The organism is Pseudomonas oryzagri (genome assembly GCF_020831405.1).
Classification (GTDB): domain Bacteria; phylum Pseudomonadota; class Gammaproteobacteria; order Pseudomonadales; family Pseudomonadaceae; genus Geopseudomonas; species Geopseudomonas oryzagri.
In genome coordinates, this window is sequence record NZ_JAJHPU010000015.1 from 17,692 (window position 1) to 40,731 (window position 23,040).

18 protein-coding genes are annotated in these 23,040 nt (G+C 68.0%); 14 read left to right on the plus strand and 4 right to left on the minus strand.

Annotation, left to right across the window (positions count from 1 at the left end; genetic code table 11):
* Positions 1-50: 50 nt before the first annotated feature.
* From gluQRS to LMJ29_RS03500, 14 genes are all read left to right on the plus strand, one after another.
* On the plus strand, positions 51-938 hold the full coding sequence (gene gluQRS / locus LMJ29_RS03435; protein WP_229604063.1) for a tRNA glutamyl-Q(34) synthetase GluQRS: 888 nt from the start codon (positions 51-53) through the stop codon (positions 936-938).
* 85 nt (positions 939-1,023) lie between these two features.
* Positions 1,024-1,200 (plus strand): hypothetical protein, encoded by a 177-nt coding sequence (locus LMJ29_RS03440; RefSeq protein WP_043244475.1) that lies wholly within the window; start codon positions 1,024-1,026, stop codon positions 1,198-1,200.
* Positions 1,184-4,138 carry a sensor histidine kinase gene (locus tag LMJ29_RS03445; RefSeq protein WP_229604065.1) on the plus strand — a complete coding sequence of 985 codons (2,955 nt, stop codon included), beginning with the start codon at positions 1,184-1,186 and terminating at the stop codon, positions 4,136-4,138. The genes LMJ29_RS03440 and LMJ29_RS03445 overlap by 17 nt, the downstream gene beginning before the upstream one ends.
* A gap of 155 nt (positions 4,139-4,293) precedes the next feature.
* On the plus strand, positions 4,294-5,697 hold the full coding sequence (locus tag LMJ29_RS03450) for a sigma-54-dependent transcriptional regulator (RefSeq protein ID WP_229604067.1): 1,404 nt from the start codon (positions 4,294-4,296) through the stop codon (positions 5,695-5,697).
* A gap of 717 nt (positions 5,698-6,414) precedes the next feature.
* Complete coding sequence (locus LMJ29_RS03455) at positions 6,415-7,815, plus strand: polynucleotide adenylyltransferase PcnB (RefSeq protein WP_229604069.1); 1,401 nt, start codon at positions 6,415-6,417, stop codon at positions 7,813-7,815.
* A gap of 6 nt (positions 7,816-7,821) precedes the next feature.
* Positions 7,822-8,319, plus strand: coding sequence for a 2-amino-4-hydroxy-6-hydroxymethyldihydropteridine diphosphokinase (folK, locus tag LMJ29_RS03460; RefSeq protein ID WP_229604071.1), 498 nt, complete (start codon positions 7,822-7,824; stop codon positions 8,317-8,319).
* A 97-nt stretch (positions 8,320-8,416) separates the two neighbouring features.
* Positions 8,417-9,211 carry a 3-methyl-2-oxobutanoate hydroxymethyltransferase gene (gene panB, locus LMJ29_RS03465; protein WP_229604073.1) on the plus strand — a complete coding sequence of 265 codons (795 nt, stop codon included), beginning with the start codon at positions 8,417-8,419 and terminating at the stop codon, positions 9,209-9,211.
* Complete coding sequence (panC, locus tag LMJ29_RS03470; protein ID WP_229604075.1) at positions 9,208-10,068, plus strand: pantoate--beta-alanine ligase; 861 nt, start codon at positions 9,208-9,210, stop codon at positions 10,066-10,068. Before panB ends, panC begins: the two co-directional genes overlap by 4 nt.
* 13 nt (positions 10,069-10,081) lie before the next feature.
* Entirely contained in the window at positions 10,082-10,462 is a 381-nt protein-coding gene (gene panD / locus LMJ29_RS03475) for an aspartate 1-decarboxylase (RefSeq protein ID WP_229604077.1), read from the plus strand.
* Positions 10,463-10,551: 89 nt separating this feature from the next.
* Positions 10,552-12,216 carry a glucose-6-phosphate isomerase gene (gene pgi / locus LMJ29_RS03480; RefSeq protein ID WP_229604079.1) on the plus strand — a complete coding sequence of 555 codons (1,665 nt, stop codon included), beginning with the start codon at positions 10,552-10,554 and terminating at the stop codon, positions 12,214-12,216.
* Positions 12,217-12,314: 98 nt separating this feature from the next.
* The gene (gene acs, locus LMJ29_RS03485) at positions 12,315-14,252 is read left to right on the plus strand and encodes an acetate--CoA ligase (protein ID WP_229604081.1); all 1,938 of its coding nucleotides are present in this window, start codon (positions 12,315-12,317) and stop codon (positions 14,250-14,252) included.
* Between the two features lie 71 nt (positions 14,253-14,323).
* Positions 14,324-15,340, plus strand: a complete 1,017-nt coding sequence (locus LMJ29_RS03490) for a class I SAM-dependent rRNA methyltransferase (protein WP_229604083.1) — start codon at positions 14,324-14,326, stop codon at positions 15,338-15,340.
* 124 nt (positions 15,341-15,464) lie between these two features.
* Entirely contained in the window at positions 15,465-18,620 is a 3,156-nt protein-coding gene (locus LMJ29_RS03495) for a DUF748 domain-containing protein (protein WP_229604085.1), read from the plus strand.
* A 70-nt stretch (positions 18,621-18,690) separates the two neighbouring features.
* Positions 18,691-18,987 carry a DUF2845 domain-containing protein gene (locus LMJ29_RS03500; protein ID WP_229604087.1) on the plus strand — a complete coding sequence of 99 codons (297 nt, stop codon included), beginning with the start codon at positions 18,691-18,693 and terminating at the stop codon, positions 18,985-18,987.
* Between the two features lie 74 nt (positions 18,988-19,061).
* Here the strand turns inward: LMJ29_RS03500 and pnp are convergent, their stop codons facing one another.
* The 4 genes from pnp to rbfA all read right to left on the minus strand — a co-directional run bounded on the left by pnp (position 19,062) and on the right by rbfA (position 23,028).
* Positions 19,062-21,167: a polyribonucleotide nucleotidyltransferase gene (gene pnp / locus LMJ29_RS03505; RefSeq protein ID WP_229604089.1), complete on the minus strand. Its 2,106-nt coding sequence runs from the start codon at positions 21,165-21,167 to the stop codon at positions 19,062-19,064.
* A 187-nt stretch (positions 21,168-21,354) separates the two neighbouring features.
* Positions 21,355-21,624 carry a 30S ribosomal protein S15 gene (rpsO, locus tag LMJ29_RS03510; RefSeq protein WP_229604091.1) on the minus strand — a complete coding sequence of 90 codons (270 nt, stop codon included), beginning with the start codon at positions 21,622-21,624 and terminating at the stop codon, positions 21,355-21,357.
* A 96-nt stretch (positions 21,625-21,720) separates the two neighbouring features.
* Entirely contained in the window at positions 21,721-22,635 is a 915-nt protein-coding gene (gene truB, locus LMJ29_RS03515) for a tRNA pseudouridine(55) synthase TruB (protein ID WP_229604093.1), read from the minus strand.
* 3 nt (positions 22,636-22,638) lie between these two features.
* On the minus strand, positions 22,639-23,028 hold the full coding sequence (rbfA, locus tag LMJ29_RS03520; RefSeq protein WP_229604095.1) for a 30S ribosome-binding factor RbfA: 390 nt from the start codon (positions 23,026-23,028) through the stop codon (positions 22,639-22,641).
* Between the last annotated feature and the right edge of the window lie 12 nt (positions 23,029-23,040).

Here is a 23,040-nt window from a genome sequence, read left to right on the forward strand (position 1 = left end):
GCAGCTGCCGGCGCGGACCCTCGCCCGCCTCTCCTGCCGCACGCCCGCCGATGAGCCCCGTTACCGCCTACACCGGCCGCTTCGCCCCCACCCCCAGCGGCTACCTGCACTTCGGCTCGCTGGTCGCCGCCCTCGCCTCCTACCTCGACGCCCGCGCCGCCGGCGGCCGCTGGCTGCTGCGCATGGAGGACCTCGACCCGCCGCGCGAGGTGCCCGGCGCGCAGGACGCCATCCTGCGTACCCTGGAGACCTACGGCTTTGTATGGGACGGCGTAGTGGAACGGCAGAGCGACCGGCACGCCGCCTACGCCGCCGCGGTGGACGACCTGCTGGCGCGCGGCCTGGCCTACCCGTGCAACTGCTCGCGCAAACAGCTCGAGGGTCAGGCGATCTATCCCGGCACCTGCCGCGACGCCGGCCGGCCACTGGCCGATGCCGCCATCCGCCTGCGCGTGCCGGATGCCGAATACCGTTTCCTCGACCGCGTACAGGGCGAGTTCGCCCAGAACCTCGCCCGCGAGGTCGGCGACTTCGTCATCCGCCGCCGCGACGGCTTGTTCGCCTACCAGTTGGCGGTGGTGCTCGACGACGCCTGGCAAGGGATCACCGACGTCGTGCGCGGCGCCGACCTGCTCGACTCGACGCCGCGCCAGCTGTACCTGCAGGAGCTGCTCGGCCTGCCCCGGCCGCGCTATCTGCACATCCCGCTGCTGCTGCAGCCGGACGGTCACAAGCTCGGCAAGTCGTACCGCTCGCCGCCACTGCCGGCCGACCAGGCGCCGGCGCTGCTCGCCCGCGCCCTGCGCGCCCTCGGCCAGCGGCCGCCGGACGAACTCGCCGACGGCGACGCCGCCGCGGTGCTGGCCTGGGGCGTGCGCCACTGGAACGTCGCCGCCATTGCGCGGCAAACCACCCTGGCCGAAGCCGCCGTGCGCTGAACGGCGCACCATGACTGTGTTACCGCGTGCTTCTGCTTCGCCCCCGCCTCCGCTACCATCCGGCCATCCAATCACGAGGTCTCCCATGTACATCTACCGGCTGGTCCTGCTCTTGGTGGTGGGGATCTATCTGTTCTCCCCGGCCATCATGGACTGGTGGATCGACCCCAATGGCGCCTGGTACCGGCCGTACCTGCTCTGGCTGATCCTGATCGTCGTGGCCTTCATCCTGCAGAGCCAGCGCGATGCCGACGAGCTTTAACCTCACCCACCTGCTGCTGATCAGCGCCGCCTACCTGCTGGTGCTGTTCGGCATCGCCTGGCTGACCGAGCGCGGCGCGGTGCCGCGCGCCCTGGTGCGCCACCCGTTGGTCTACATCCTGTCGCTGGGCGTATACGCCAGCGCCTGGGCGTTCTACGGCGCGGTCGGCCTCGCCTACCAGTACGGCTACGGCTTCCTGGCCATCTACCTCGGCCTGTCCGGCGCCTTCCTGCTCGCCCCGGTGCTGCTCTACCCGATCCTGCGCCTGACCCGCACCTACCAGCTGTCCTCGCTGGCCGACCTGTTCGCCTTCCGCTTCCGCAGCACCTGGGCCGGCACCCTGACCACGCTGTTCATGCTGGTCGCCGTGCTGCCGCTGCTGGCCCTGCAGATCCAGGCGGTCGCCGACAGCGTCACGCTGATCACCGGTGAGCCGACCCGCGAGCGGGTGGCCCTGGGTTTCTGCGCCCTGCTCACCCTGTTCACCATCCTGTTCGGCTCGCGGCGCATCGCCACCCGCGAGCGTCACGAGGGACTGGTGGTGGCCATCGCCTTCGAGTCGCTGGTCAAGTTGTGCGCCATGAGCGCCGTCGGCCTGTACGCCCTGTACCACGTGTTCAACGGGCCGGCCGGCCTCGAGCAGTGGCTGCTGCAGAACCAGACCGCCCTCACCACCCTGCACACGCCGCTGCAGGAAGGGCCGTGGCGCACCCTGCTGCTGGTGTTCTTCGCCGCCGCCATCGTCATGCCGCACATGTACCACATGGCCTTCACCGAGAACCTCAACCCGCGCGCGCTGGCCACCGCCAGCTGGGGCCTGCCGCTGTTCCTGCTGCTGATGAGCCTGGCGGTGCCGCCGATCCTGTGGGGCGGCCTCAAGCTCGGCGTCGCCACCAGCCCGGAATACTTCACCCTCGGCATCGGCCTCGACGTCGGCAACCCCTGGCTGGTGCTCGCCGCCTACATCGGCGGCCTGTCCGCCGCCAGCGGTCTGGTGATCGTGGTCACCCTGGCGCTGTCGGGCATGGCGCTCAACCACCTGGTGCTGCCGCTCTACCAGCCGCCGGCCGAGGGCAACATCTACCGCTGGCTGAAGTGGACTCGCCGCGCGCTGATCGCCGCGATCATCGCCGCCAGCTACGGCTTCTATCTGCTGATCGTCTCCGACCAGGAACTGTCGCACCTGGGCACCGTGTCCTTCGTCGCCACCCTGCAGTTCCTGCCCGGCGCGCTGTCGGTGCTGTACTGGCCGACAGCCAACCGTCGCGGCTTCATCGGCGGTCTGCTGGCCGGCGCCACGGTGTGGATCCTCACCATGCTGCTGCCGCTGATCGGCGAGGTGCCGGGCTTCTACCTGCCGCTGCTCAACCTGGTCTACGTGCTCGACGACACCAGCTGGCACTTGGCGGGGATCGCCTCGCTGGCGGTCAACGTGCTGGTGTTCACCCTGGTGTCGCTGTTCACCGAAGCCAGCAGCGAGGAGCAGAGCGCCGCGGAGGCCTGCGCGGTGGACAACGTGCGCCGCCCGCAGCGCCGCGAACTGGTCGCCGCCTCGCCGCAGGAGTTCGCCAGCGAACTGGCCAAGCCCCTCGGCGCGCGCACCGCCCAGCGCGAGGTGGAACAGGCGCTGCGCGACCTCGGCCTGCCCTTCGACGAACAACGCCCCTACGCCCTGCGTCGTCTGCGCGATCGCCTCGAGGCCAACCTGTCCGGGCTGATGGGACCGAGCGTGGCCCAGGACATCGTCGAGACCTTCCTGCCCTACAAGGCGGCCGACGAGACCTACCTCACCGAGGACATCCACTTCATCGAAAGCCGCCTGGAGGACTACCAGTCGCGCCTCACCGGGCTGGCCGCCGAGCTCGATGCCCTGCGCCGCTACCACCGGCAGACCCTGCAGGAACTGCCGATGGGCGTCTGCTCGCTGGCCCAGGACCAGGAAATCATCAAGTGGAACCGCGCCATGGAGGAGCTGACCGGCATCGAGGCGCGCCGCGTGGTCGGCTCGCGCATGACCACCCTGCCCGAGCCGTGGCGCGAGCTGCTGACCAGCTTCATCGACGCCCCCGACGAACACCTGCACAAACAGCGCCTGGCCCTCGACGGCCAGACCCGCTGGTTCAACCTGCACAAGGCCGCCATCGACGAACCGCTGGCGCCCGGCAACAGCGGCCTGGTGCTGCTGGTCGAGGACCTCACCGAGACCCAGTTGCTGGAGGATCGCCTGGTCCACTCCGAGCGTCTGGCCTCGATCGGTCGCCTGGCCGCCGGCGTGGCCCACGAGATCGGCAATCCGGTCACCGGCATCGCCTGCCTGGCGCAGAACCTCCACGAAGAGCGCGCGGGCGACCCCGAGATCGCCGAGACCACCGAGCAGATCGTCGAGCAGACCAAGCGCATCACCCGCATCGTCCAGTCGCTGATGAGCTTCGCCCACGCCGGCGGCCGCCAGCACAACAACGAGCCGGTGTGCCTGGCCGACGTGGCGCGCGAGGCCATCGGTCTGCTGTCGCTCAACCGCGACTACGACGTGCACTACTTCAACCTGTGCGACCCGCAGCACTGGGTCGAGGGCGACGCCCAACGTCTCGCCCAGGTCCTGATCAACCTGCTATCCAACGCCCGCGACGCCTCGCCGTCCGGCGGCGCCATCCGCGTGCGCAGCGAGGCCGGCGAGCACACCGTCGACCTGCTGGTCGAGGACGAGGGACCGGGGATTCCCCAGTCGATCGTCGAGCGCCTGTTCGAACCCTTCTTCACCACCAAAGACCCCGGCAAAGGGACCGGCCTGGGCCTCGCACTGGTCTATTCGATCATCGAGGAGCATTATGGACAGATAACCATCGACAGCCCGGCGGACCCGGAACTGCAGCGCGGTACGCGCTTCCGGATCACCCTGCCGCGCTTTGGCGGCCCCATGGCTGCCGACACCCCGTGAAGCCGATGGACACTGCAACCGTACTGCCACGGCGCCATCCGGCGCCCGCACAGCCGGCCCGACGCCCGCTCCGGGCGTATCCGCAAAGCCGTCCACAGAGACCGGCGCAGACAGTTTCCAGACGCCTCCGAGTACGTCGCGAGAGCTGAACAGACATGGCACATATCCTCATCGTCGAAGACGAAACCATCATCCGCTCGGCACTGCGTCGCCTGCTGGAGCGCAACCAGTACCAGGTCAGCGAGGCCGGCTCGGTACAGGAAGCGCGCGAGCGCTACAGCATCCCCGGCTTCGACCTGGTGATCAGCGACCTGCGCCTGCCCGGCGCTCCGGGCACCGAGCTGATCGGCCTGGCCGAAGGCACTCCGGTGCTGATCATGACCAGCTACGCCAGCCTGCGCTCGGCGGTCGACTCGATGAAGCTCGGCGCCATCGACTACATCGCCAAGCCGTTCGACCACGACGAGATGCTCCAGGCCGTGGCGCGCATCCTGCGCGAGCGCCAGGCCCGCGCCGCGGCACCGGCCAGCGCGAAGAGCGAAGCCGCCCCCGCCGCAGCCGCCACCACCAGCGGCGAGATCGGCATCATCGGCCAGTGCGCGGCGATGCAGGATCTCTACGGCAAAATCCGCAAGGTGGCGCCGACCGACTCCACCGTGCTGATCCAGGGCGAATCCGGCACTGGCAAGGAGCTGGTGGCGCGCGCCCTGCACAACCTGTCCAGGCGCGCCAAGGCGCCGCTGATCTCGGTGAACTGCGCGGCCATTCCGGAAACCCTGATCGAGTCCGAGCTGTTCGGCCACGAGAAGGGCGCTTTCACCGGCGCCACGGCCGGACGCACCGGCCTGGTCGAGGCGGCCGACGGCGGTACCCTGTTCCTCGACGAGATCGGCGAGCTGCCGCTGGAAGCCCAGGCGCGCCTGCTGCGCGTGCTGCAGGAGGGCGAGATCCGCCGGGTCGGCTCGGTGCAATCGCAGAAGGTCGATGTGCGTCTGATCGCCGCCACCCACCGCGACCTGAAGAGCCTGGCCAAGAACGGCCAGTTCCGCGAGGACCTCTACTACCGCCTGCACGTCATCTCGTTGCGCCTGCCGGCGCTGCGCGAGCGCGAGGACGACGTGCTGGAGATCGCCAAGGTTTTCCTGGCGCGGCAATGTGCGCGCATGGGCCGCGAACCGCTGCAGTTCTCCGCCGAGGCGCTGCAGGCGATCCGCCACTACAGCTGGCCGGGCAACGTGCGCGAACTGGAGAACGCCGTGGAGCGCGCGGTGATCCTCTGCGAGGGCGCGACCATCCCCCTCGACCTGCTCGGCATCGACGTCGAGCTGGAGCTGCCCGAGGACTTCGCCGCGGAGCTCCCGCCGCTGCCGGCCGGCAGCGAGCCGGCGGAGAACCTGTCGCTGGAGGACTACTTCCAGCACTTCGTGCTCGAACACCAGGACCACATGACCGAGACCGAACTGGCCCGCAAGCTCGGCATCAGCCGCAAGTGCCTGTGGGAACGCCGCCAGCGCCTGGGCATTCCGCGGCGCAAGTCGGGGGCCTCGGCCGACAGCTGAGCGCCTGTCCAGGATCGCAAGCCATGGTCAGGCCAGGCGAAGCCGATCTTGTCGTAGACTGATCGATGCACAGCGCATCGAGAACAGCCTCCGCGGTGTTACCCCACCACCGGCGCGTAACAACAGCCGGGTTCCCCGGTAACGGGAACCCGGCTTTTTTCTGCCTTGCCGTCACCCATTAAAAATCATAAATGATTGATTTTAAATGATTTATTAAAACTGGCACGCCACGTGCTTTATTATTCGCATAACAAAAACAAGAACGCAGAACCGCCACAATAAAAACAACACGCAACGACTCCAACACGACAAAAACAACAGGGTGGAGGCGCAGCAAACTGATTCTTTTGGAGAGGAGCGGCGCAACGAGGGCTTTCCCTCGCCCGGACCGAGAACAATAAAACTGCCTTCAGGCAGCGCCCGTCCAGGTTAGCGACCCGATCAGCGTCCAAAGCAATCCGTTTGTTCTTCGGTCCCGTCCTGGGGCTACCACCGGACTCAACGTCCGGGCGGGCGACCAAAAACAACAACACGCCCGTCATACCAACAAGAACAAAGCACGACCAGACCTGAAGGGGGAGCCTCGGCTCCCCCTTGTGCTTCCCGGCCTGCCAGCCCCCGCCTCCGCCCCACCGTTCACCATCCCTGCCGGCCAGTGCTAGAATCCGCTTCCAATGCCAGGCATCGCCTGTTCCCGCCACCGGTAACCAGTCACCCATGCTGAAGAAGCTGTTCCAGACCCTGCGCTCTCCCTTGCGCCGCCCCCGGACCATCCGCACCACGCCGGAAGTGCTCGGCAACCAGCAGCACCCGTTGCGTCACGAGCAGATCAGCCGCAACGCCGTCGGTGTGGTCGAGCGCCTGCAGAAGGCCGGCTACAAGGCCTATCTGGTCGGCGGCTGCGTGCGCGACCTGCTGCTGGGCATCGAGCCCAAGGATTTCGACGTGGCCACCAGCGCCACTCCCGAACAGGTGCGCGCCGAGTTCCGCAACGCGCGGGTGATCGGCCGTCGCTTCAAGCTGGTGCACGTGCACTTCGGTCGCGAGATCATCGAGGTCGCCACCTTCCGCGCCAATCACCCGCAGGGCGAGGACGACGAGGACAGCAGCCAGGCCGCACGCCACGAGAGCGGTCGCATCCTGCGCGACAACGTTTACGGCAGCCAGGAAGACGACGCCCAGCGCCGCGACTTCACCATCAACGCGCTGTACTACGACCCGCACAGCGAGCACATCCTCGACTACGCCCACGGCGTGCACGACATCCGCAACCGTCTGGTGCGTCTGATCGGCGTGCCCGAGCAGCGCTACCTCGAGGACCCGGTGCGCATGCTGCGCGCGGTGCGCTTCGCCGCCAAGCTCGACTTCGCGATCGACAAGCACAGCGCCGAGCCGATCCGCCGTCTGGCGCCGCTGCTCAACGACATTCCCTCCGCCCGCCTGTTCGACGAGGTGCTCAAGCTGTTCCTCTCCGGCCAGGGCGTGCGGACCTTCGAACTGCTCTGCGAGTATGACCTGTTCGCCCCGCTGTTCCCGGCCAGTGCTGCCGCCCTCAAGGCGGACCCGGAGTACGCCGGCCGGCTGATGCGTCAGGCGCTGGCCAACACCGACGAGCGCATCCGCCTCGGCAAGCCGGTCACCCCGGCCTTCCTGTTCGCCGCGCTGCTCTGGCCCGCCCTGCCCGCCCGCGCCGCAACGCTGCAGGCGCGCGGCATGCCGGCCATTCCCGCACTGCAGGAGGCCGCCCACGAGGTGATCAGCGAACAGTGCCGGCGCACCGCCATTCCCAAGCGTTTCACCCTGCCGCTGCGGGAGATCTGGGACATGCAGGAGCGCCTGCCGCGCCGTCAGGGCAAGCGTGCCGACCTGCTGCTGGAAAACCCGCGCTTCCGCGCCGGCTACGATTTCCTGCTGCTGCGCGAGAGCGCCGGCGAGCAGACCGGCGACCTGGGCGACTGGTGGACGCACTACCAGGACGCCAGCGACAGCGAGCGGCGCGGCATGATCCGCGCCCTCAGCGAAGGCGAGGGGCGTGACAAGGACAAGGCACCGCGCAAGCGCCGGCGCAGCCCGCGCAAGCGGCGCAGCGATGCGCCCGCCGGCCAGTCGCAGGAGTAACCGCCGATGGCGCGCGTCTATATCGGCCTTGGCAGCAACCTCGCCGAGCCCCGCCGGCAGCTCGAGGCGGCCCTCGCCGCCCTCGCGCGCCTGCCGCATTGCCGGCTGGTCGCGGTGTCCTCGCTGTACGCCAGCGACCCGCTCGGCCCGCCGGACCAGCCGCGCTACGTCAACGCCGCGGCAGCCCTGGACTGCGAACTCGCCCCGCTGGAGCTGCTCGACGCCCTTCAGGCCATCGAGCTCGAGCAGGGTCGCGAACGCAAGGCCGAGCGTTGGGGTCCGCGCACCCTCGACCTGGATATCCTGCTGTTCGGCGACCTGCAACTGGACGAGGAGCGCCTGACCGTGCCGCACTACCATATGCACGCACGCGCCTTCGTCCTCTACCCGCTGGCCGAGATCGCTCCCGACCTGCGCCTGCCCGACGGCCAGGCGCTGCAGACGCTGCTGGACTGCTGTCCGTTCGTCGGGCTGGAACGTCTCGAGCAGACCGACAGCCGATAGCGGCGGAAAATGGCGCCGATTGACTTCACCGCCCCCCATCGGGACTATAGGCACCGTTTGCCCGCGCCCTCTTGCGGTGCACCATGAGGATTCCTTGATGCCTGATGTCACCCTCACCACGCTGCAGGGTCTCAAGCAGAATGGCGAGAAGATCGTCATGCTGACCTGTTACGACGCCACCTTCGCCACCGCTGCCTGCGCGGCCGGCGTCGAGGTGCTGCTGATCGGCGATTCGCTCGGCAACGTCCTGCAGGGCCACGACAGCACCCTGCCGGTCAGCGTCGCCGACATGGCCTACCACACCGCCTGCGTCAAGCGCGGCAACCACGGCGCCCTGATCCTCACCGACCTGCCGTTCATGAGCTACGCCACCCTCGAGCAGGCCCTGGACAGCAGCGCCGTGCTGATGCGCGCCGGCGCGCACATGGTCAAGCTGGAAGGGGGTGCCTGGCTCGCCGAAACCGTGCGGCGCCTGGCCGAGAACGGCATTCCAACCTGCGTGCACCTCGGTCTCACCCCGCAGTCGGTCAACCTGTTCGGCGGCTACAAGGTGCAGGGCCGCGACGAAGCGCGCGCCCGCGAGATGCGCGAAGCCGCCATCGCCCTCGAACAAGCCGGCGCCGCCATGCTGCTGCTCGAATGCGTGCCCAGCGCGCTGGCCGCCGAGATCAGCCGCTCGGTGCGCATCCCGGTGATCGGCATCGGCGCCGGCGTGGACACCGACGGCCAGGTGCTGGTGTTGCACGACATGCTCGGCCTCAACAACCGTCCGCCGAAATTCGTGAAAAACTTCATGGTCGGCCAGACCAGCATCCCGGATGCTCTGGCCGCCTACACCCAGGCCGTCAAGAACGGCCAATTCCCTGCCCCCGAACACGGTTTCTCCGCATGATCACCGTCAAGACCGTTCGCGAACTGCGCGCCGCCGTGGCCCGCGCGCGTAGCGAAGGCAAGCGCATCGGCCTGGTGCCGACCATGGGCAACCTGCATGCCGGCCACGCCGCCCTGGTGGCCAAGGCCGCGCAACGCGCCGACTTCGTGGTGGCCAGCGTCTTCGTCAACCCGCTGCAGTTCGGCGCCGGCGAGGATCTCGACAAGTACCCGCGCACCCTCACCGCCGACCAGGAAACCCTGCTGGCGGCCGGCTGCAACCTGCTGTTCGCCCCCGGTGCCGAGGAGATGTATCCCGACGGCATGACCGGGCAAACCATCGTCAGCGTGCCGGGCGTCTCCGCCGGCCTGTGCGGCGCCAGCCGCCCCGGCCACTTCGATGGCGTGGCCACGGTGGTGACCAAGCTGTTCCACATGGTGCAGCCCGACCTGGCGATCTTCGGCGAGAAGGACTTCCAGCAACTGGCGGTGATCCGCAAGCTGGTGCGCGACCTCAATCTGCCGATCCAGATCATCGGCGAACCGACCGTACGCGCCGCCGACGGCCTGGCGCTGTCCTCGCGCAACGGCTACCTCGACGAGGCGCAACGCGCCAGCGCCCCGAAGCTGTACCAGACCCTCAACCAGGTGGCCCAGGCGCTGCGCGCCGGCACTGCCGAGCACTCGGACCTGCTGGCGGCAGCCAACGCCCGCCTGCAGGAGGCCGGGTTCGTGCCGGACTACCTGGAAATCCGCAATCCGCTCACCCTGCAGCCGGCCACCGGTGCCGACCGCCAGTTGGTGATTCTGGCCGCCGCCCGCCTGGGCACCACCCGGCTGATCGACAACCTGCTCGTGGATCTCGACGCCACGGCCTGATGAGGTACCCGCCATGCATTCCATCATGCTCAAAGCCAAGCTGCACCGGGCCGAAGTGACCCACGCCGTGCTGGATTACGAAGGTTCCTGCGCCATCGACGGCGAATGGCTGGACCTGGCCGGCATCCGCGAGTACGAGCAGATCCAGATCTACAACGTCGACAATGGCGAGCGCTTCACCACCTACGCGATTCGCGCCGAGGAAGGCTCGAAGATGATTTCGGTGAACGGTGCCGCGGCGCACAAGGCCGGCGTCGGCCATCGCGTGATCATCTGCACCTACGCCCAGTACAGCGAAGCCGAACTGGCCCTGCACAAGCCCCACATGCTGTATTTCCAGCCGGGCAACGAGCTCAGCCACACCAGCCACGCGATTCCCGTACAGGTCGCCTGATTCTCCGCTGCACCGTCACCAAGCCCGGTCCCGTACCGGGCTTGGTGCATCTCCTACCTTCAGATTCCGACATTCCCCCGAGTCAGCCGATGGAACACTATCTCAAGCCGCTGGATGCCACCCAACAGCCCGCCTGGCAAGCCCTGCGCGCGCAACGCGAGCGCATGCAGCAGTTCAGCCTGCGCGCCGCCTTCGCCGCCGATCCACAGCGCTTCCAGCGCTACTCGCTGAGCCAGGCCGGCCTGTTCCTCGACTACTCGAAGAACCTGATCGACGCCGGCAGCCTGTCCGCGCTGATCGAGCTGGCCCGGCAGATGAAGCTGCAGCCGGCGATCGAGGCGCTGTTCGAAGGCCGTCCCGTGAACGCCTCCGAGCGCCGCCCGGCGCTGCATACCGCGCTGCGCCGTCCGGTCGGCGAGCGCGTTCTGGTCGACGGCGTCGACGTGATGCCCGAGGTGCATCGCGTGCTCGGCCAGATGACCGAACTGGTGCAGCGCATCCACAACGGCCTGTGGCGCGGCTACACCGAGATGCCGATCACCGACGTGGTCAACATCGGTATCGGCGGCTCCTTCCTCGGCCCGCAGCTGGTGTCCGAGGCGCTGCTGCCCTTCGCCCAGCGCGGCGTGCGCTGCCACTACCTGGCCAACGTCGACGGCAGCGAGTTCCACGAAGTGACCGCCGGACTGCGCGCGGAAACCACCCTGTTCATCGTCTCCTCCAAGTCCTTCGGCACCCTGGAGACCCTGAAGAACGCCCAGGCCGCGCGGCGCTGGGTGCTCGCCCAGGGCTGCCGCGAGGCCGACCTGCACCGCCACTTCATCGCCGTGTCCAGCAACCGCGAGGCGGCCGTGGCGTTCGGCATCGCCGCGGAGAACATCTTCCCGATGTGGGACTGGGTCGGCGGGCGCTACTCGCTGTGGTCGGCGATCGGCCTGCCGATCGCCCTGGCCATCGGCATGGGCAACTTCAAGGAGCTGCTGGCCGGCGCCTACGCCATGGACCAGCACTTCCAGAGCGCGCCCTTCGAGCAGAACATGCCGGTGCTGCTGGCCCTGCTCGGCGTCTGGTACGGCGATTTCTGGGGCGCGCAGAGCCACGCGATCCTTCCCTACGATCACCACCTGCGCAATTTCAACCAGCACCTGCAGCAGCTGGACATGGAGTCCAACGGCAAGCGCGTGCGCCAGGACGGCAGCGCGGTCAGCTGCGGCACCGGCCCGGTGATCTGGGGCGGCGTCGGCTGCAACGGCCAGCACGCCTACCACCAGCTGCTGCACCAGGGCACCCTGCTGATCCCGGCCGACTTCATCGTGCCGGTGGTCAGCTACAACCCGGTCGCCGACCACCACCAGTGGCTGTACGCCAACTGCCTGTCGCAGAGCCAGGCGCTGATGTGCGGCAAGACCCTCGAGGAAGCCGAGGCCGAGCTGCGCGCCCAGGGCCTGGCCGAGGCCGAAGTGCAGCGCCTGGCGCCGCACAAGGTGATTCCCGGCAACCGGCCGAGCAACACCCTCGTTCTCGAGCGGGTCAGCCCGCGGCGCGTCGGCGCACTGGTCGCCCTCTACGAGCACAAGGTGTTCGCCCAGAGCGTGATCTGGGGCATCAACGCCTTCGACCAATGGGGCGTCGAGCTGGGCAAGGAGCTGGGCAAGAACCTCTACGGCCGCCTCACCGGCGAGGACGCCAGCCCGGCCGCGGACAGCTCGACCCAGGGCCTGATCGACTACTTCCGCGCCCGCCACCGCGGCTGAGGCGCCCACGGCCCGCCCGCACGGCGGGCCGTCCTTGCAAGGCTGATGGTCCGGGTCCACGCTGAAGGGCATCGCGGACTGACGCGCAGGGCCTTGCCATGTTCGATATTCGTGTCCACCCGGTCGCCCCCGCCGCCTACCGGCATGCCTGGCTGCACGCCGAGGATTACCAGCGGCTCTATCGCCAATCGATCGAGCAACCCGAGCAGTTCTGGGCCGAGCAGGCCCAGCGCTTCCTCGACTGGTTCAAGCCCTGGCGCAGCGTGCACCACGGCGACTTCCGCAAGGGCCAGGTCAGCTGGTTCCGCGGCGGCCAGCTGAACGCCGCCTACAACTGCCTGGACCGTCACCTGGCCACGCGCGGCGAGCAGACGGCGATCATCTGGGAGGGCGACGACCCCGGCCAGTCCCGCTATCTCAGCTACCGCGAACTGCACGAGCAGGTCTGCCGGCTGGCCAATGCCCTCAAGCTGCTCGGCGTCCACAAGGGCGACCGGGTGTGCATCTACCTGCCGATGATCCCGGCGGCGGCCTGCGCCATGCTCGCCTGCGCGCGCATCGGTGCGGTGCACTCGGTGGTGTTCGGCGGCTTTTCGCCCGACGCCCTGCGCGACCGCATCCTCGACTCCGACTGCCGGCTGGTGATCACCGCCGACGAGGGTGTGCGCGGTGGCAAGCACGTCCCGCTCAAGGCCAACGTCGATCGCGCGCTGCGGGACTGCCCGAACGTGGCCAACGTGATCGTGGTCGCCCACAGCCACGCCGGCATCGACTGGCTGGCCGGCCGCGACCACTGGTACCACGAGCTGCTCGGCCAGGTCGACGCCGATTGCCCGGCCGAACCGATGGACGCCGAGGATCCGCTGTTCATCCTCTATACCTCGGGCTCGACCGGCAAACCCAAGGGGGTGCTGCACTCCACCGGCGGCTACCTGCTGGCCGCCGCCATGACCCACAGGTACGTGTTCGACTACCGCGACGGCGAGGTTTTCTGGTGCACCGCCGACGTCGGCTGGGTCACCGGCCACAGCTACGGCGTCTATGGCCCGCTGGCCAACGGCGCCATCACCCTGATGTACGAGGGCGTGCCCGCCTATCCGGACGCCTCGCGGCCTTGGCAAGTGATCGACAAGCACAAAGTGAACATCTTCTACACCGCGCCCACCGCCCTGCGCGCGCTGATGCGCGAAGGCGACGCACCGGTGCAATGCACCTCGCGGGAGAGCCTGCGCCTGCTCGGCTCGGTGGGTGAGCCGATCAACCCGGAAGCCTGGGAGTGGTACTACCACGTGGTCGGCGATAGCCGCTGCCCGATCGTCGATACCTGGTGGCAGACGGAGACCGGCACCATCATGATCGCCCCGCTGCCCGGCGCCACCACGCTCAAGCCCGGTTCGGCGACCCGGCCGTTCTTCGGTGTGCAGCCGGTGCTGCTTGACGACCGCGGCCGCGAGATCGAGGGGCCGGGCAGCGGTTTGCTGGCCATCAAGGGCAGTTGGCCGAGTCAGATCCGCACCGTGTACGGCGACCACCAGCGGCTGATCGACACCTACTTCAAGCCCTACCCCGGCTACTACTTCACCGGCGACGGCGCGCGCCGCGACGAGGACGGCGACTACTGGATCACCGGGCGGGTCGACGACGTGCTCAACGTCTCCGGCCACCGCCTGGGCAGCGCCGAGGTGGAGAGCGCCCTGGTGCTGCACGACGCGGTGGCCGAGGCGGCGGTGGTCGGCTATCCGCACGATATCAAGGGCCAGGGCGTGTACGCCTTCGTCACCCTGATGAGCGACACCCAGCCGAGCGAGCCGCTGCGCCAGGAGCTGAGCGAGCTGGTGGCCCATGAGATCGGCGGGTTTGCCCGCCCCGACCTGATCCAGTGGGCGCCCGGGCTGCCGAAGACCCGCTCGGGCAAGATCATGCGGCGCATCCTGCGCAAGATCGCCTGCAACGAACTGGACAACCTCGGCGACACCTCGACCCTCGCCGATCCCTCGGTGGTCGACCAGCTGGTCGCCGGCCGGCTGATGCCGTAAGCGAAGGCGCGGGACGGGCGCACACGGGGCCGGGCTGGTAAACTGCCGCCCCCTTGAGCCGGAGACGCGTCATGTCCGCCTTGAACCAGGCGCTGCGCGCCGCCCTCGAGCGCCGCCAGGCGCTGCTCGCCGACCTGCACGCGCAGGGTACCGACTGCTATCGACTGCTCCACGGCAGCCAGGAAGGCGTGCCGGGCCTGACCATCGACCGCTACGGCCCGCAGCTGCTGGTGCAGAGTTTCCACCAGCCGCTGCAGCGCGAAGTCCTGCTCGACGCCTTCGCCACCTGCCAGGATGCACTCGGCACTTCCCTGCTGCCAGTGTACAACGACCGCTCGCAGGCCAATTCGCGCATCGACCGCAGCGACCCCGTCTACCAGGCCGCCCCCGAGGCGCTGGCCGATCTGCTCGGCCACGAATGGGGGCTGAACTACCGGGTGCGCGCCCGCCACCCTGGCCAGGACCCGCTGCTGTTCCTCGACCTGCGCAACGCCCGCGGCTGGGTGAAGCGGCACAGCGCCGGCAAGTCGGTGCTCAATCTCTTCGCCTACACCTGCGGGGTCGGCCTGTGCGCCGCAGCCGGCGGCGCGCGTCAGGTGACCAATCTCGACTTCGCCGAAGGCAACCTGGCGGTCGGCCGCGAGAACGGCGCGCTCAATCCGGATCTCCCGGCAATGCGCTTCATCCAGTCCGACTACTTTCCGGCCATCCGCCAGCTCGCCGGCCTGCCGGTGGCGCATCGCCGCGGCCAGCGTCTGCCCGGCTACCCGCGCCTGGCGGAGGAGCGCTTCGACCTGGTGTTCCTCGACCCGCCGGCCTGGGCCCGCAGCGCCTTCGGCACCGTCGACCTGCTGCGCGACTACCAGAGCCTGCTCAAGCCGGCGCTGCTGGCCACCGCCGAGGGCGGCACTCTGGTGTGCTGCAACAATCTGGCGAAGGTCGAGCTGGCCGACTGGCGCGAACAGGTGCTGCGCTGCGCCAGCAAGAATGGGCGTCCGGTACGTGAGGTCGAAGTGCTGACGCCCGCCGCCGACTTCCCTTCGTTCGATGATCGGCCGCCGCTGAAGACGCTGATCCTGCGCCTCTAAGCCGGCGACGCAAAGTTCGCGGGCAGCTCCCGCGAGCTACGCGAATGGCGGCGGCCGCCACAATTGGAACCGGCGCCGCATGCCATACTCCAAGGCATCTTCTGCCTGGATGAAGCGCGTGGTTATGCCCAAAGGATTGAAGCGTGGCCTGGTGGCCCTGGTCGTCGTTCCCCTGCTGTATGCACTGGTCGGCTTCCTGCTGGTGCCATGGGCGGGGCTGAAGATCGCCAACCAGAAGCTGGCCGAGTACGCCACCGTACCCGCCCGCCTGGAGCGCATCGAGTTCAATCCGTTCAGCCTCGAGCTGAGCCTGCACGGCCTGCGTCTCGGCGAGACGGGAGCCGAGCAACTGGCCTTCGCCCGGCTGTACGCCAACCTGCAGGTCGACAGCCTGTGGCAGGGGGCACTGCACCTGCACGAGCTGCAGCTGGAGCGGCCGCACGTCGAACTGCTGTTCGCCGCCGACCGCCCGTTCAACCTGCTGCAGCTGTTCCGGCTGCCGACCGCTACCGAGGAGCCGACGCCGCCCGGCGAGCCGTTCCCGCTGTATGTCGACCGCTTCGTCTTGAGCGGCGGCAGCCTGCACCTGCTCGACCAGCGTCCGCAACCGCCGGTCGAGCTGCGTTACGAGCAGCTCGACCTCGAGCTGCTGCGCTTCGGCACCCGCACCGTGGACAATGGCGAACTGCGCCTGCAGGCACACGGTTCGAGCGGCGCCCGCCTCGACCTGCAGGGCCGCCTGGGTCTGCAGCCGTTGCGTGCCGAAGGCCGGCTGAGCGTCGCCGAGATCGGCCTGAGCACCTGGTGGCCCTATGTGCGCCGCCTGTTGGCGCTAGAGCTGCCGCAAGGCGTCGCCAGCCTGGCCGGCGACTTCCAGCTCAAGCTCGAGGAAGGGCTGCATCTCGAACTGAGCAATAGCCAGGTGCAGTTGAGCGGCGTGCAGCTGCGCCAGCCCGACGGCCAGCCGCTGCTCGAGGTGGACGAGCTGGCGCTCGCCGCCGGGCAACTGAGCCTGAGCCCCGGACCGCAGCTCCAGCTGGCCAACGGCCAGGCGCACCTCACGGCGCTGCAGCTGCATCGACCGGGCACCCCGCCGGTGCTCAAGCTGGCCAGCCTGGAGATCGCCGATACCTCCCTGGATCTGGTCGCCCGCCAGGTGGCGATCGGCCAGCTGCGCAGCCAGGGCCTGGAGGCTTGGGCGGCACGCGAGGCCGACGGTCGCCTCGACTGGCAGACTCTGCTGGAGCGCCAGCTGGCGAGCCTGCAGGTGCCACCGCCCGCGCCCCAGCCGGCTGCTGATACCGCCCCCGCCGCCAGCGCGCCGGCGTCCACGAGCGCAGCGCCCAGCAGCACCGTGCCCTCTGGCGGGAGCGATACCGCGAGCGCCGCACCCGCTTCCCCCCTGACAACGGGCGATATGCCGGCGGACGGCGCAGCCCCGCCGCGTGCTGACGGCCCCTGGCAGGTTCGCCTCAAGGACATTCAGCTGCGCGACTGGCGCGCCCATCTCGAGGACCGCGTAGCGCAGCCGGCGGTGCCGCTGGAGGTAGGTCCGCTGAACCTCGATCTGCAGGACGTCAGCAGCACTGGCGAGCAGCCATTCCGCCTCAAGCTGGCCAGCGGCATCGGCGCCCGCGGCCGTCTCGAGGCCAGCGGCCAGGTGCGCCTGCAGCCGTTGTCCAGCCAGCTGCAGGTACAGGCACGCGAACTCGATCTGCGTCTGGCGCAGGCCTACCTGAGCCCGTTCGTTCGTCTGGAGTTGCGCAGCGGCACTCTGGGCGCCGACCTCGCCGTCGATCTGCAGGGAGTCGCGCCGCTGGCGCTGCGCCTCGCCGGCAGCGCCGAAGTGAACCAGCTGCATACCCTGGACACCCTCAAGGGGCGCGACTTCGTCAGGTGGCAGACGCTCAACCTCGATGGCCTGGAGTACCGTCACGGCGAGCAGTTGCGCATCGATCGGGTTCGCCTGCTACAGCCCTACGCCCGCTTCATTATCAACGAGGACCTCAGCACCAACGTCAAGGAGCTGTTGATCCCCCAGCCGCCCGCCCCCGCTCCGGCGCAGCCGGGCAAGCCACTGCACCTGCTGATCGGTGGCGTCGAGATCAAGGACGGCTCGGCCAACTTCGCCGACTTCTCGCTGACTCCCGACTTCGCCACCGCCATCCAGCAGCTCAATGGCCGCATCGGCACGCTCGACAACCAGGCGAACCAGTCGGCCAGCGTGGATATCCGCGGCAAGGTCGATCGCTATGCCCCGGTGAGCATCAAGGGCCGCCTGACGCCCTTCTCGCCGCTGGAGCAGATGGATATCGCCACCCGCTTCCGGCGCGTCGAGCTGACCACCCTGACCCCCTACGCCGGCAAGTTCGCCGGCTACAAGATCCGCAAGGGCCGGCTCAACCTCGATCTGCACTACCGTATCAACAAGGGCCGCCTGGATGCCGACAACCGGGTCCTGCTGGAGGACCTGCAGCTCGGCGAGCGCGTCGACAGTCCCAGCGCCACCGACCTGCCGGTGCGCCTGGCGGTGGCGCTGCTCAAGGACACCGAGGGCAATATCGACATCGCCCTGCCGGTACAGGGCGACCTCAACAATCCCGAGTTCAGCGTGGTACCGATCGTCTGGCAGACCCTGCGCAACCTGGCCCTGCGCGCGGTGCAGTCGCCCTTCAAGCTCATCGCCGGACTGGCCGAGGGCAGCGATGAGCAGCTCGACAGCGTGCCCTTCGCGGCCGGCTCCAGCGAGCTGAGTGCAGCGGCACAGGCCAACCTCGGCAAGCTGGCCAAGGCCCTGCAAAATCGCACGGAGCTGCGGCTGGAGGTGGAAGGCATGAGCGTGGCGGCGCTCGATGGTTCGCCGCTGGCCGAGCGGCGCCTGGAGCGCGAATATCAGGACACCTGGTACCGCATGCTGCAGCGGCGCGGCGACGCGGTACCTGCCGAAGCCAGTCAGCTGCAGGTTCCGGAAGACATGAAGGCCGTCCTGCTCGAGGGCATCTATCGCTCCCGCCTCAAGCAGCAGCCGCCCGCCGAGTGGCGCGAGCTGAAGAAGCCCGAACGCGCCGCGCGCCTGCGCCAGGCCGTGCTCGATTCCTGGACCGCCAGCCCCCTGTTGCAACGCCAGCTGGCCCAGGACCGCGCCCGGGCGATCAAGGCCTGGCTGGTCGAACAGGGCGGCCTGAACGACGAGCGCGTCTACCTGCTCGAAGTCGGCAGCGCCGAGAGCACGGCCGAAGGCGGCGTGGTCAGCGTTCCCCTGCACCTGGACAGCGCGTAAGCTGCTGTCCGCGATGTCCAATCTGCATGCGCCGGTGTCCGACGCACCGAGCTCCGGGAGGTTCTTTTTCGTGTCCAGGTTTTTGTGTCTGGCCCTGCTGCTGGCCGCCACTCCGCTGTATGCGGGCAGCCTGCGCTGCCAGAGCCAGCTGGTCGCCACCGGCGATCGGGCCGACGAGGTGCTGCACAAGTGCGGCGAGCCGGCCACCCGCGACCATATCGGCATGCGCGAGCGTACCGACGCCTACGGTCGCTTCGAGCTGGTGCCGGTCGAAGAGTGGAGTTACGGTCCGCGCAATGGCATGTACTACTTCCTGCGCTTCGAGGGCAATCGCCTGGTCGAGGTCGACAGCCAGCGCCGGCGCTGATCCGGGCCACGCCGATCCAGAAAGCAGAAAAGGCCCCACGGGGCCTTTTCTGTTGCAGCAGGTCTGTCGAAGGATCAGACGCCGGAAGCTTCCGCCGCCGCCACGTCCTTGATCGACAGCTTGATGCGGCCGCGGTTGTCCACGTCCAGCACCAGCACCTTCACTTCCTCGCCTTCCTTGAGCACGTCGGTGACCTTCTCGATGCGCTTGTCGCTGATCTGCGAGATGTGCACCAGACCGTCCTTGCCCGGCAGGATGTTGACGAAGGCGCCGAAGTCGACGATGCGCTCCACGCGGCCGACGTAGATCTTGCCGACTTCGGCCTCGGCGGTGATGCCCAGCACGCGCTGACGGGCAGCCTCGGCGGCCTCCTTGGTTTCGCCGTAGATCTTCACGCTGCCGTCGTCCTCGATGTCGATCGAGGCCTTGGTCTCTTCGCAGATACTGCGGATGGTGGCGCCACCCTTGCCGATCACGTCGCGGATCTTGTCCGAGTCGATCTTCATCTGGATCATGGTCGGCGCGTTTTCCGACAGCTCGGCGCGCGGCTTGGCGATCACCTGGTTCATCTGGCCGAGGATGTTCAGACGCGCTTCCAGAGCCTGGTTCAGCGCGATCTCCATGATCTCTTCGGTGATGCCCTGGATCTTGATGTCCATCTGCAGGGCGGTCACGCCCTTGTCGGTACCGGCCACCTTGAAGTCCATGTCGCCGAGGTGGTCCTCGTCACCGAGGATGTCGGTCAGCACGGCGAACTTGTCGCCTTCCTTGACCAGACCCATGGCGATACCGGCCACCGGCGCCTTGACCGGCACGCCGGCGTCCATCAGCGCCAGGGAAGCGCCGCAGACGGAAGCCATCGAGCTGGAGCCGTTGGATTCGGTGATTTCCGACACCACACGGATGGTGTAGGGGAAGTCGGTCTGGCTCGGCAGCATGGCGGCGACGCCACGGCGGGCCAGACGGCCGTGACCGATCTCGCGACGGCCCGGGCTGCCCATGCGGCCGCACTCGCCCACCGAGAACGGCGGGAAGTTGTAGTGCAGCATGAAGGCGTCCTTGCGCTCGCCTTCCAGGGTGTCCAGCAGCTGGGCATCACGGGCGGTGCCGAGGGTGGCGACCACCAGGGCCTGGGTTTCGCCGCGGGTGAACAGCGCCGAGCCATGGGTCTTGCCCAGCACGCCGACTTCGATGGCCAGCGGGCGCACGGTGCGGGTGTCGCGACCGTCGATACGCGGCTTGCCGTTGACGATGTTCTCGCGCACGGTGCGGTATTCGAGCAGGCCGAACACGTCCTTGACCTCGCCGGCCGGGAACTGGCCTTCGCCTTCGCCAGCGAACTTGGCGACCACCTGATCGCGCAGGGCGTCGAGGGCGGCGTAGCGCTGCTGCTTGACGGTGATGGTGTAGGCGTTCGAGATCGCCTCGCCGAACTCGGCCTTGATCGCGTCGATCAGGGCGGTGTTGGCCTGCGGTGCCTGCCAGTCCCAGCGCGGCTTGGCGGCTTCCGCGGCGAATTCCTTGATGGCGCGGATGGCGCTCTGGAATTCCTCGTGGGCGAACAGCACGGCGCCCAGCATCTGGTCTTCGGTCAGCTCTTCGGCTTCCGACTCGACCATCAGCACGGCGTCTTCGGTACCGGCCACGACCATGTCCAGACGCGAGCTCTGCAGCTGCTCGTAGGACGGGTTGAGGATGTAACCCACTTCGTCGTGGTAGCCGACACGGGCAGCGCCGATCGGGCCGTCGAAGGGGATGCCGGATACGGCCAGCGCGGCGGAGGTGCCGATCATCGCGGCGATGTCCGGATCGGACTTCTTGGTGGTGGAAACGACGGTGCAGACGACCTGCACTTCGTTCATGAAACCTTCGGGGAACAGCGGGCGGATCGGGCGGTCGATCAGGCGCGAGGTCAGGGTTTCCTTCTCGCTCGGACGGCCTTCACGCTTGAAGAAGCCACCCGGGATGCGGCCGGCGGCGTAGGTCTTTTCCTGATAGTGCACGGACAGCGGGAAGAAGCCCTTGCCCGGGTCGGCCTGCTTGGCACCGACCACGGTGACCAGCACGCTGACGCCATCCATGTTGACCAGCACGGCGCCGGAGGCTTGACGGGCGATGCGCCCGGTCTCGAGGGTGACGGTCGACTGACCGAACTGGAACTGCTTGATAACCGGATTCACGGTATTTTCCTTCTCTATGTTGCCTTGGGGAAATCGGGGAAGCGGCGGGAATCGGACCCTGACCACTTCGCAGGTCATGTACGGAAGGCCGCCGCGCGGCGGGCTTTCGTACAGGACCTCGGAAAGCCTGGAGCAGGCAGCCCGCGGGGGCGGACGTGCCAGCTCCAGGCCTCCAGAGAGCTACGTCTTAGCGACGCAGGCCCAGACGCGCGATCAGGGCGCTGTAACGAGTGGTGTCCTTACCCTTCAGGTAGTCCAGCAGCTTGCGGCGCTGGTTGACCATGCGGATCAGACCACGACGGCTGTGGTGGTCCTTGGCATTGGCCTTGAAGTGGTCCTGCAGCTTGTTGATGTTGGCGGTCAGCAGGGCAACCTGCACTTCCGGAGAACCGGTATCGCCTTCAGCTTGCTTGTAATCGTTAACGATCTGGGCTTTCTCTTGAACGCTCAGTGCCATGATGGACTTTCCTCTGAGGTAACAGGCCGGGGAAGTTCCCCGTTTTCATGAGTGGAGGAGTGACCGTGCCTGCTGACAGCCATCCTCGTCCGGTCCTCAGGACCGAATCAGTCGACGCGGCGCAATGCGCCCGTCGTCGGTCACCTCACCGATACCGATGAAACGACCTTCGTGATCGCGTACCCGCAGCATGCCGAACTTCGGCGCCTCGGGAGCCCGCACCGGCTGGCCGTGCAGCCAGTAGTAGGCGCTGTGCTCCGACAGCTGCGCCACCGGCCAGTCTTCCAGGCCACAATCCACCGGCAACAGGAAGCGGTCGAGCGCTTCGGCACCGCCCTGTTCGTGGGCGGCGATCAGCTCGTCGAGAGTGATCGCCTGCTCCAGGCGGAACGGGCCGGCCTGGGTGCGGCGCAGTTCGGCGACGTGCGCCCCGCAGCCCAGCGCCTGGCCGAGATCCTCGACCAGGCTGCGAATATAGGTGCCCTTGCTGCAGCTCACCGACAGATCGGCGAACGGCGGCTCGAAGCGGGTCAGCTCGAGCCGGTCAATAGTAACAGAACGCGCCTCGCGCTCCACCACCTCGCCGGCACGTGCCAGCTTGTACAGCGGCTGGCCATCCTTCTTCAGTGCCGAGTACATCGGCGGCACCTGCTGGATCTGGCCGCGGAAGCGCGGCAACAGGGCCTCCAGCTGCTCGCGGTCGAAATTCACCTCGCGCCGCTCGAGCACCTCGCCCTCGGCATCGCCGGTGGTGGTGGTGACGCCCAGATGCATCACCGTGGCATAACCCTTCTCGGCGTCGAGCAGGTACTGGGAGAACTTGGTCGCCTCGCCGAAGCACAGCGGCAGCACGCCGGTGGCGAGCGGATCGAGACTGCCGGTGTGACCGGCCTTCTCGGCGTTGAGCAGCCAGCGCACCTTCTGCAGCGCCGCGTTGGAGCTGAAGCCATGCGGCTTGTCGAGAATCAGGATGCCGCTGACCGCACGGCGAATGCGTTTCACCTGGGCCACGCCTTACTCCTTGTCCGCGTCCTGATGCTGGCGATCCTCGGCCACGGCGCGCTCGATCAGCGCCGACAGCTGGGCGCCACGACGCACGCTCTCGTCGTAGAGGAAATGCAGCTGCGGGATGGTACGCAGCTTGATCGCGCGACCGAGCAGCATGCGCAGATAGCCGGCGGCATCCTTGAGGATTTCCTGGTTGAGGGCGATCTTCTGTTCATCGTCGTCCTGCCCCATGATGGTGAAGTACACCTTGGCATGCGACAGGTCGCGGCTGACGTCGATACCGGTCAGGGTCACCAGGCCCAGGCGCGGATCCTTGATCTCGCGCTGGATCAGCTGCGCCAGTTCGCGCTGCATCTGGTCACCGATCCGCTGGGTGCGGCTGTATTCTTTGGCCATGACTGTAATCCG

Excerpts from the sequence above, each read along its gene's own strand:
- gluQRS (WP_229604063.1), top strand. The coding sequence starts at position 51 with ATGAGCCCCGTTACCGCCTACACCGGCCGCTTCGCCCCCACCCCCAGC.
- LMJ29_RS03440 (WP_043244475.1), top strand. The coding sequence starts at position 1,024 with ATGTACATCTACCGGCTGGTCCTGCTCTTGGTGGTGGGGATCTATCTG.
- LMJ29_RS03445 (WP_229604065.1), top strand. The coding sequence starts at position 1,184 with ATGCCGACGAGCTTTAACCTCACCCACCTGCTGCTGATCAGCGCCGCC.
- LMJ29_RS03450 (WP_229604067.1), top strand. The coding sequence starts at position 4,294 with ATGGCACATATCCTCATCGTCGAAGACGAAACCATCATCCGCTCGGCA.
- LMJ29_RS03455 (WP_229604069.1), top strand. The coding sequence starts at position 6,415 with ATGCTGAAGAAGCTGTTCCAGACCCTGCGCTCTCCCTTGCGCCGCCCC.
- folK (WP_229604071.1), top strand. The coding sequence starts at position 7,822 with ATGGCGCGCGTCTATATCGGCCTTGGCAGCAACCTCGCCGAGCCCCGC.
- panB (WP_229604073.1), top strand. The coding sequence starts at position 8,417 with ATGCCTGATGTCACCCTCACCACGCTGCAGGGTCTCAAGCAGAATGGC.
- panC (WP_229604075.1), top strand. The coding sequence starts at position 9,208 with ATGATCACCGTCAAGACCGTTCGCGAACTGCGCGCCGCCGTGGCCCGC.
- panD (WP_229604077.1), top strand. The coding sequence starts at position 10,082 with ATGCATTCCATCATGCTCAAAGCCAAGCTGCACCGGGCCGAAGTGACC.
- pgi (WP_229604079.1), top strand. The coding sequence starts at position 10,552 with ATGGAACACTATCTCAAGCCGCTGGATGCCACCCAACAGCCCGCCTGG.
- acs (WP_229604081.1), top strand. The coding sequence starts at position 12,315 with ATGTTCGATATTCGTGTCCACCCGGTCGCCCCCGCCGCCTACCGGCAT.
- LMJ29_RS03490 (WP_229604083.1), top strand. The coding sequence starts at position 14,324 with ATGTCCGCCTTGAACCAGGCGCTGCGCGCCGCCCTCGAGCGCCGCCAG.
- LMJ29_RS03495 (WP_229604085.1), top strand. The coding sequence starts at position 15,465 with ATGCCCAAAGGATTGAAGCGTGGCCTGGTGGCCCTGGTCGTCGTTCCC.
- rpsO (WP_229604091.1), bottom strand. The coding sequence starts at position 21,624 with ATGGCACTGAGCGTTCAAGAGAAAGCCCAGATCGTTAACGATTACAAG.
- rbfA (WP_229604095.1), bottom strand. The coding sequence starts at position 23,028 with ATGGCCAAAGAATACAGCCGCACCCAGCGGATCGGTGACCAGATGCAG.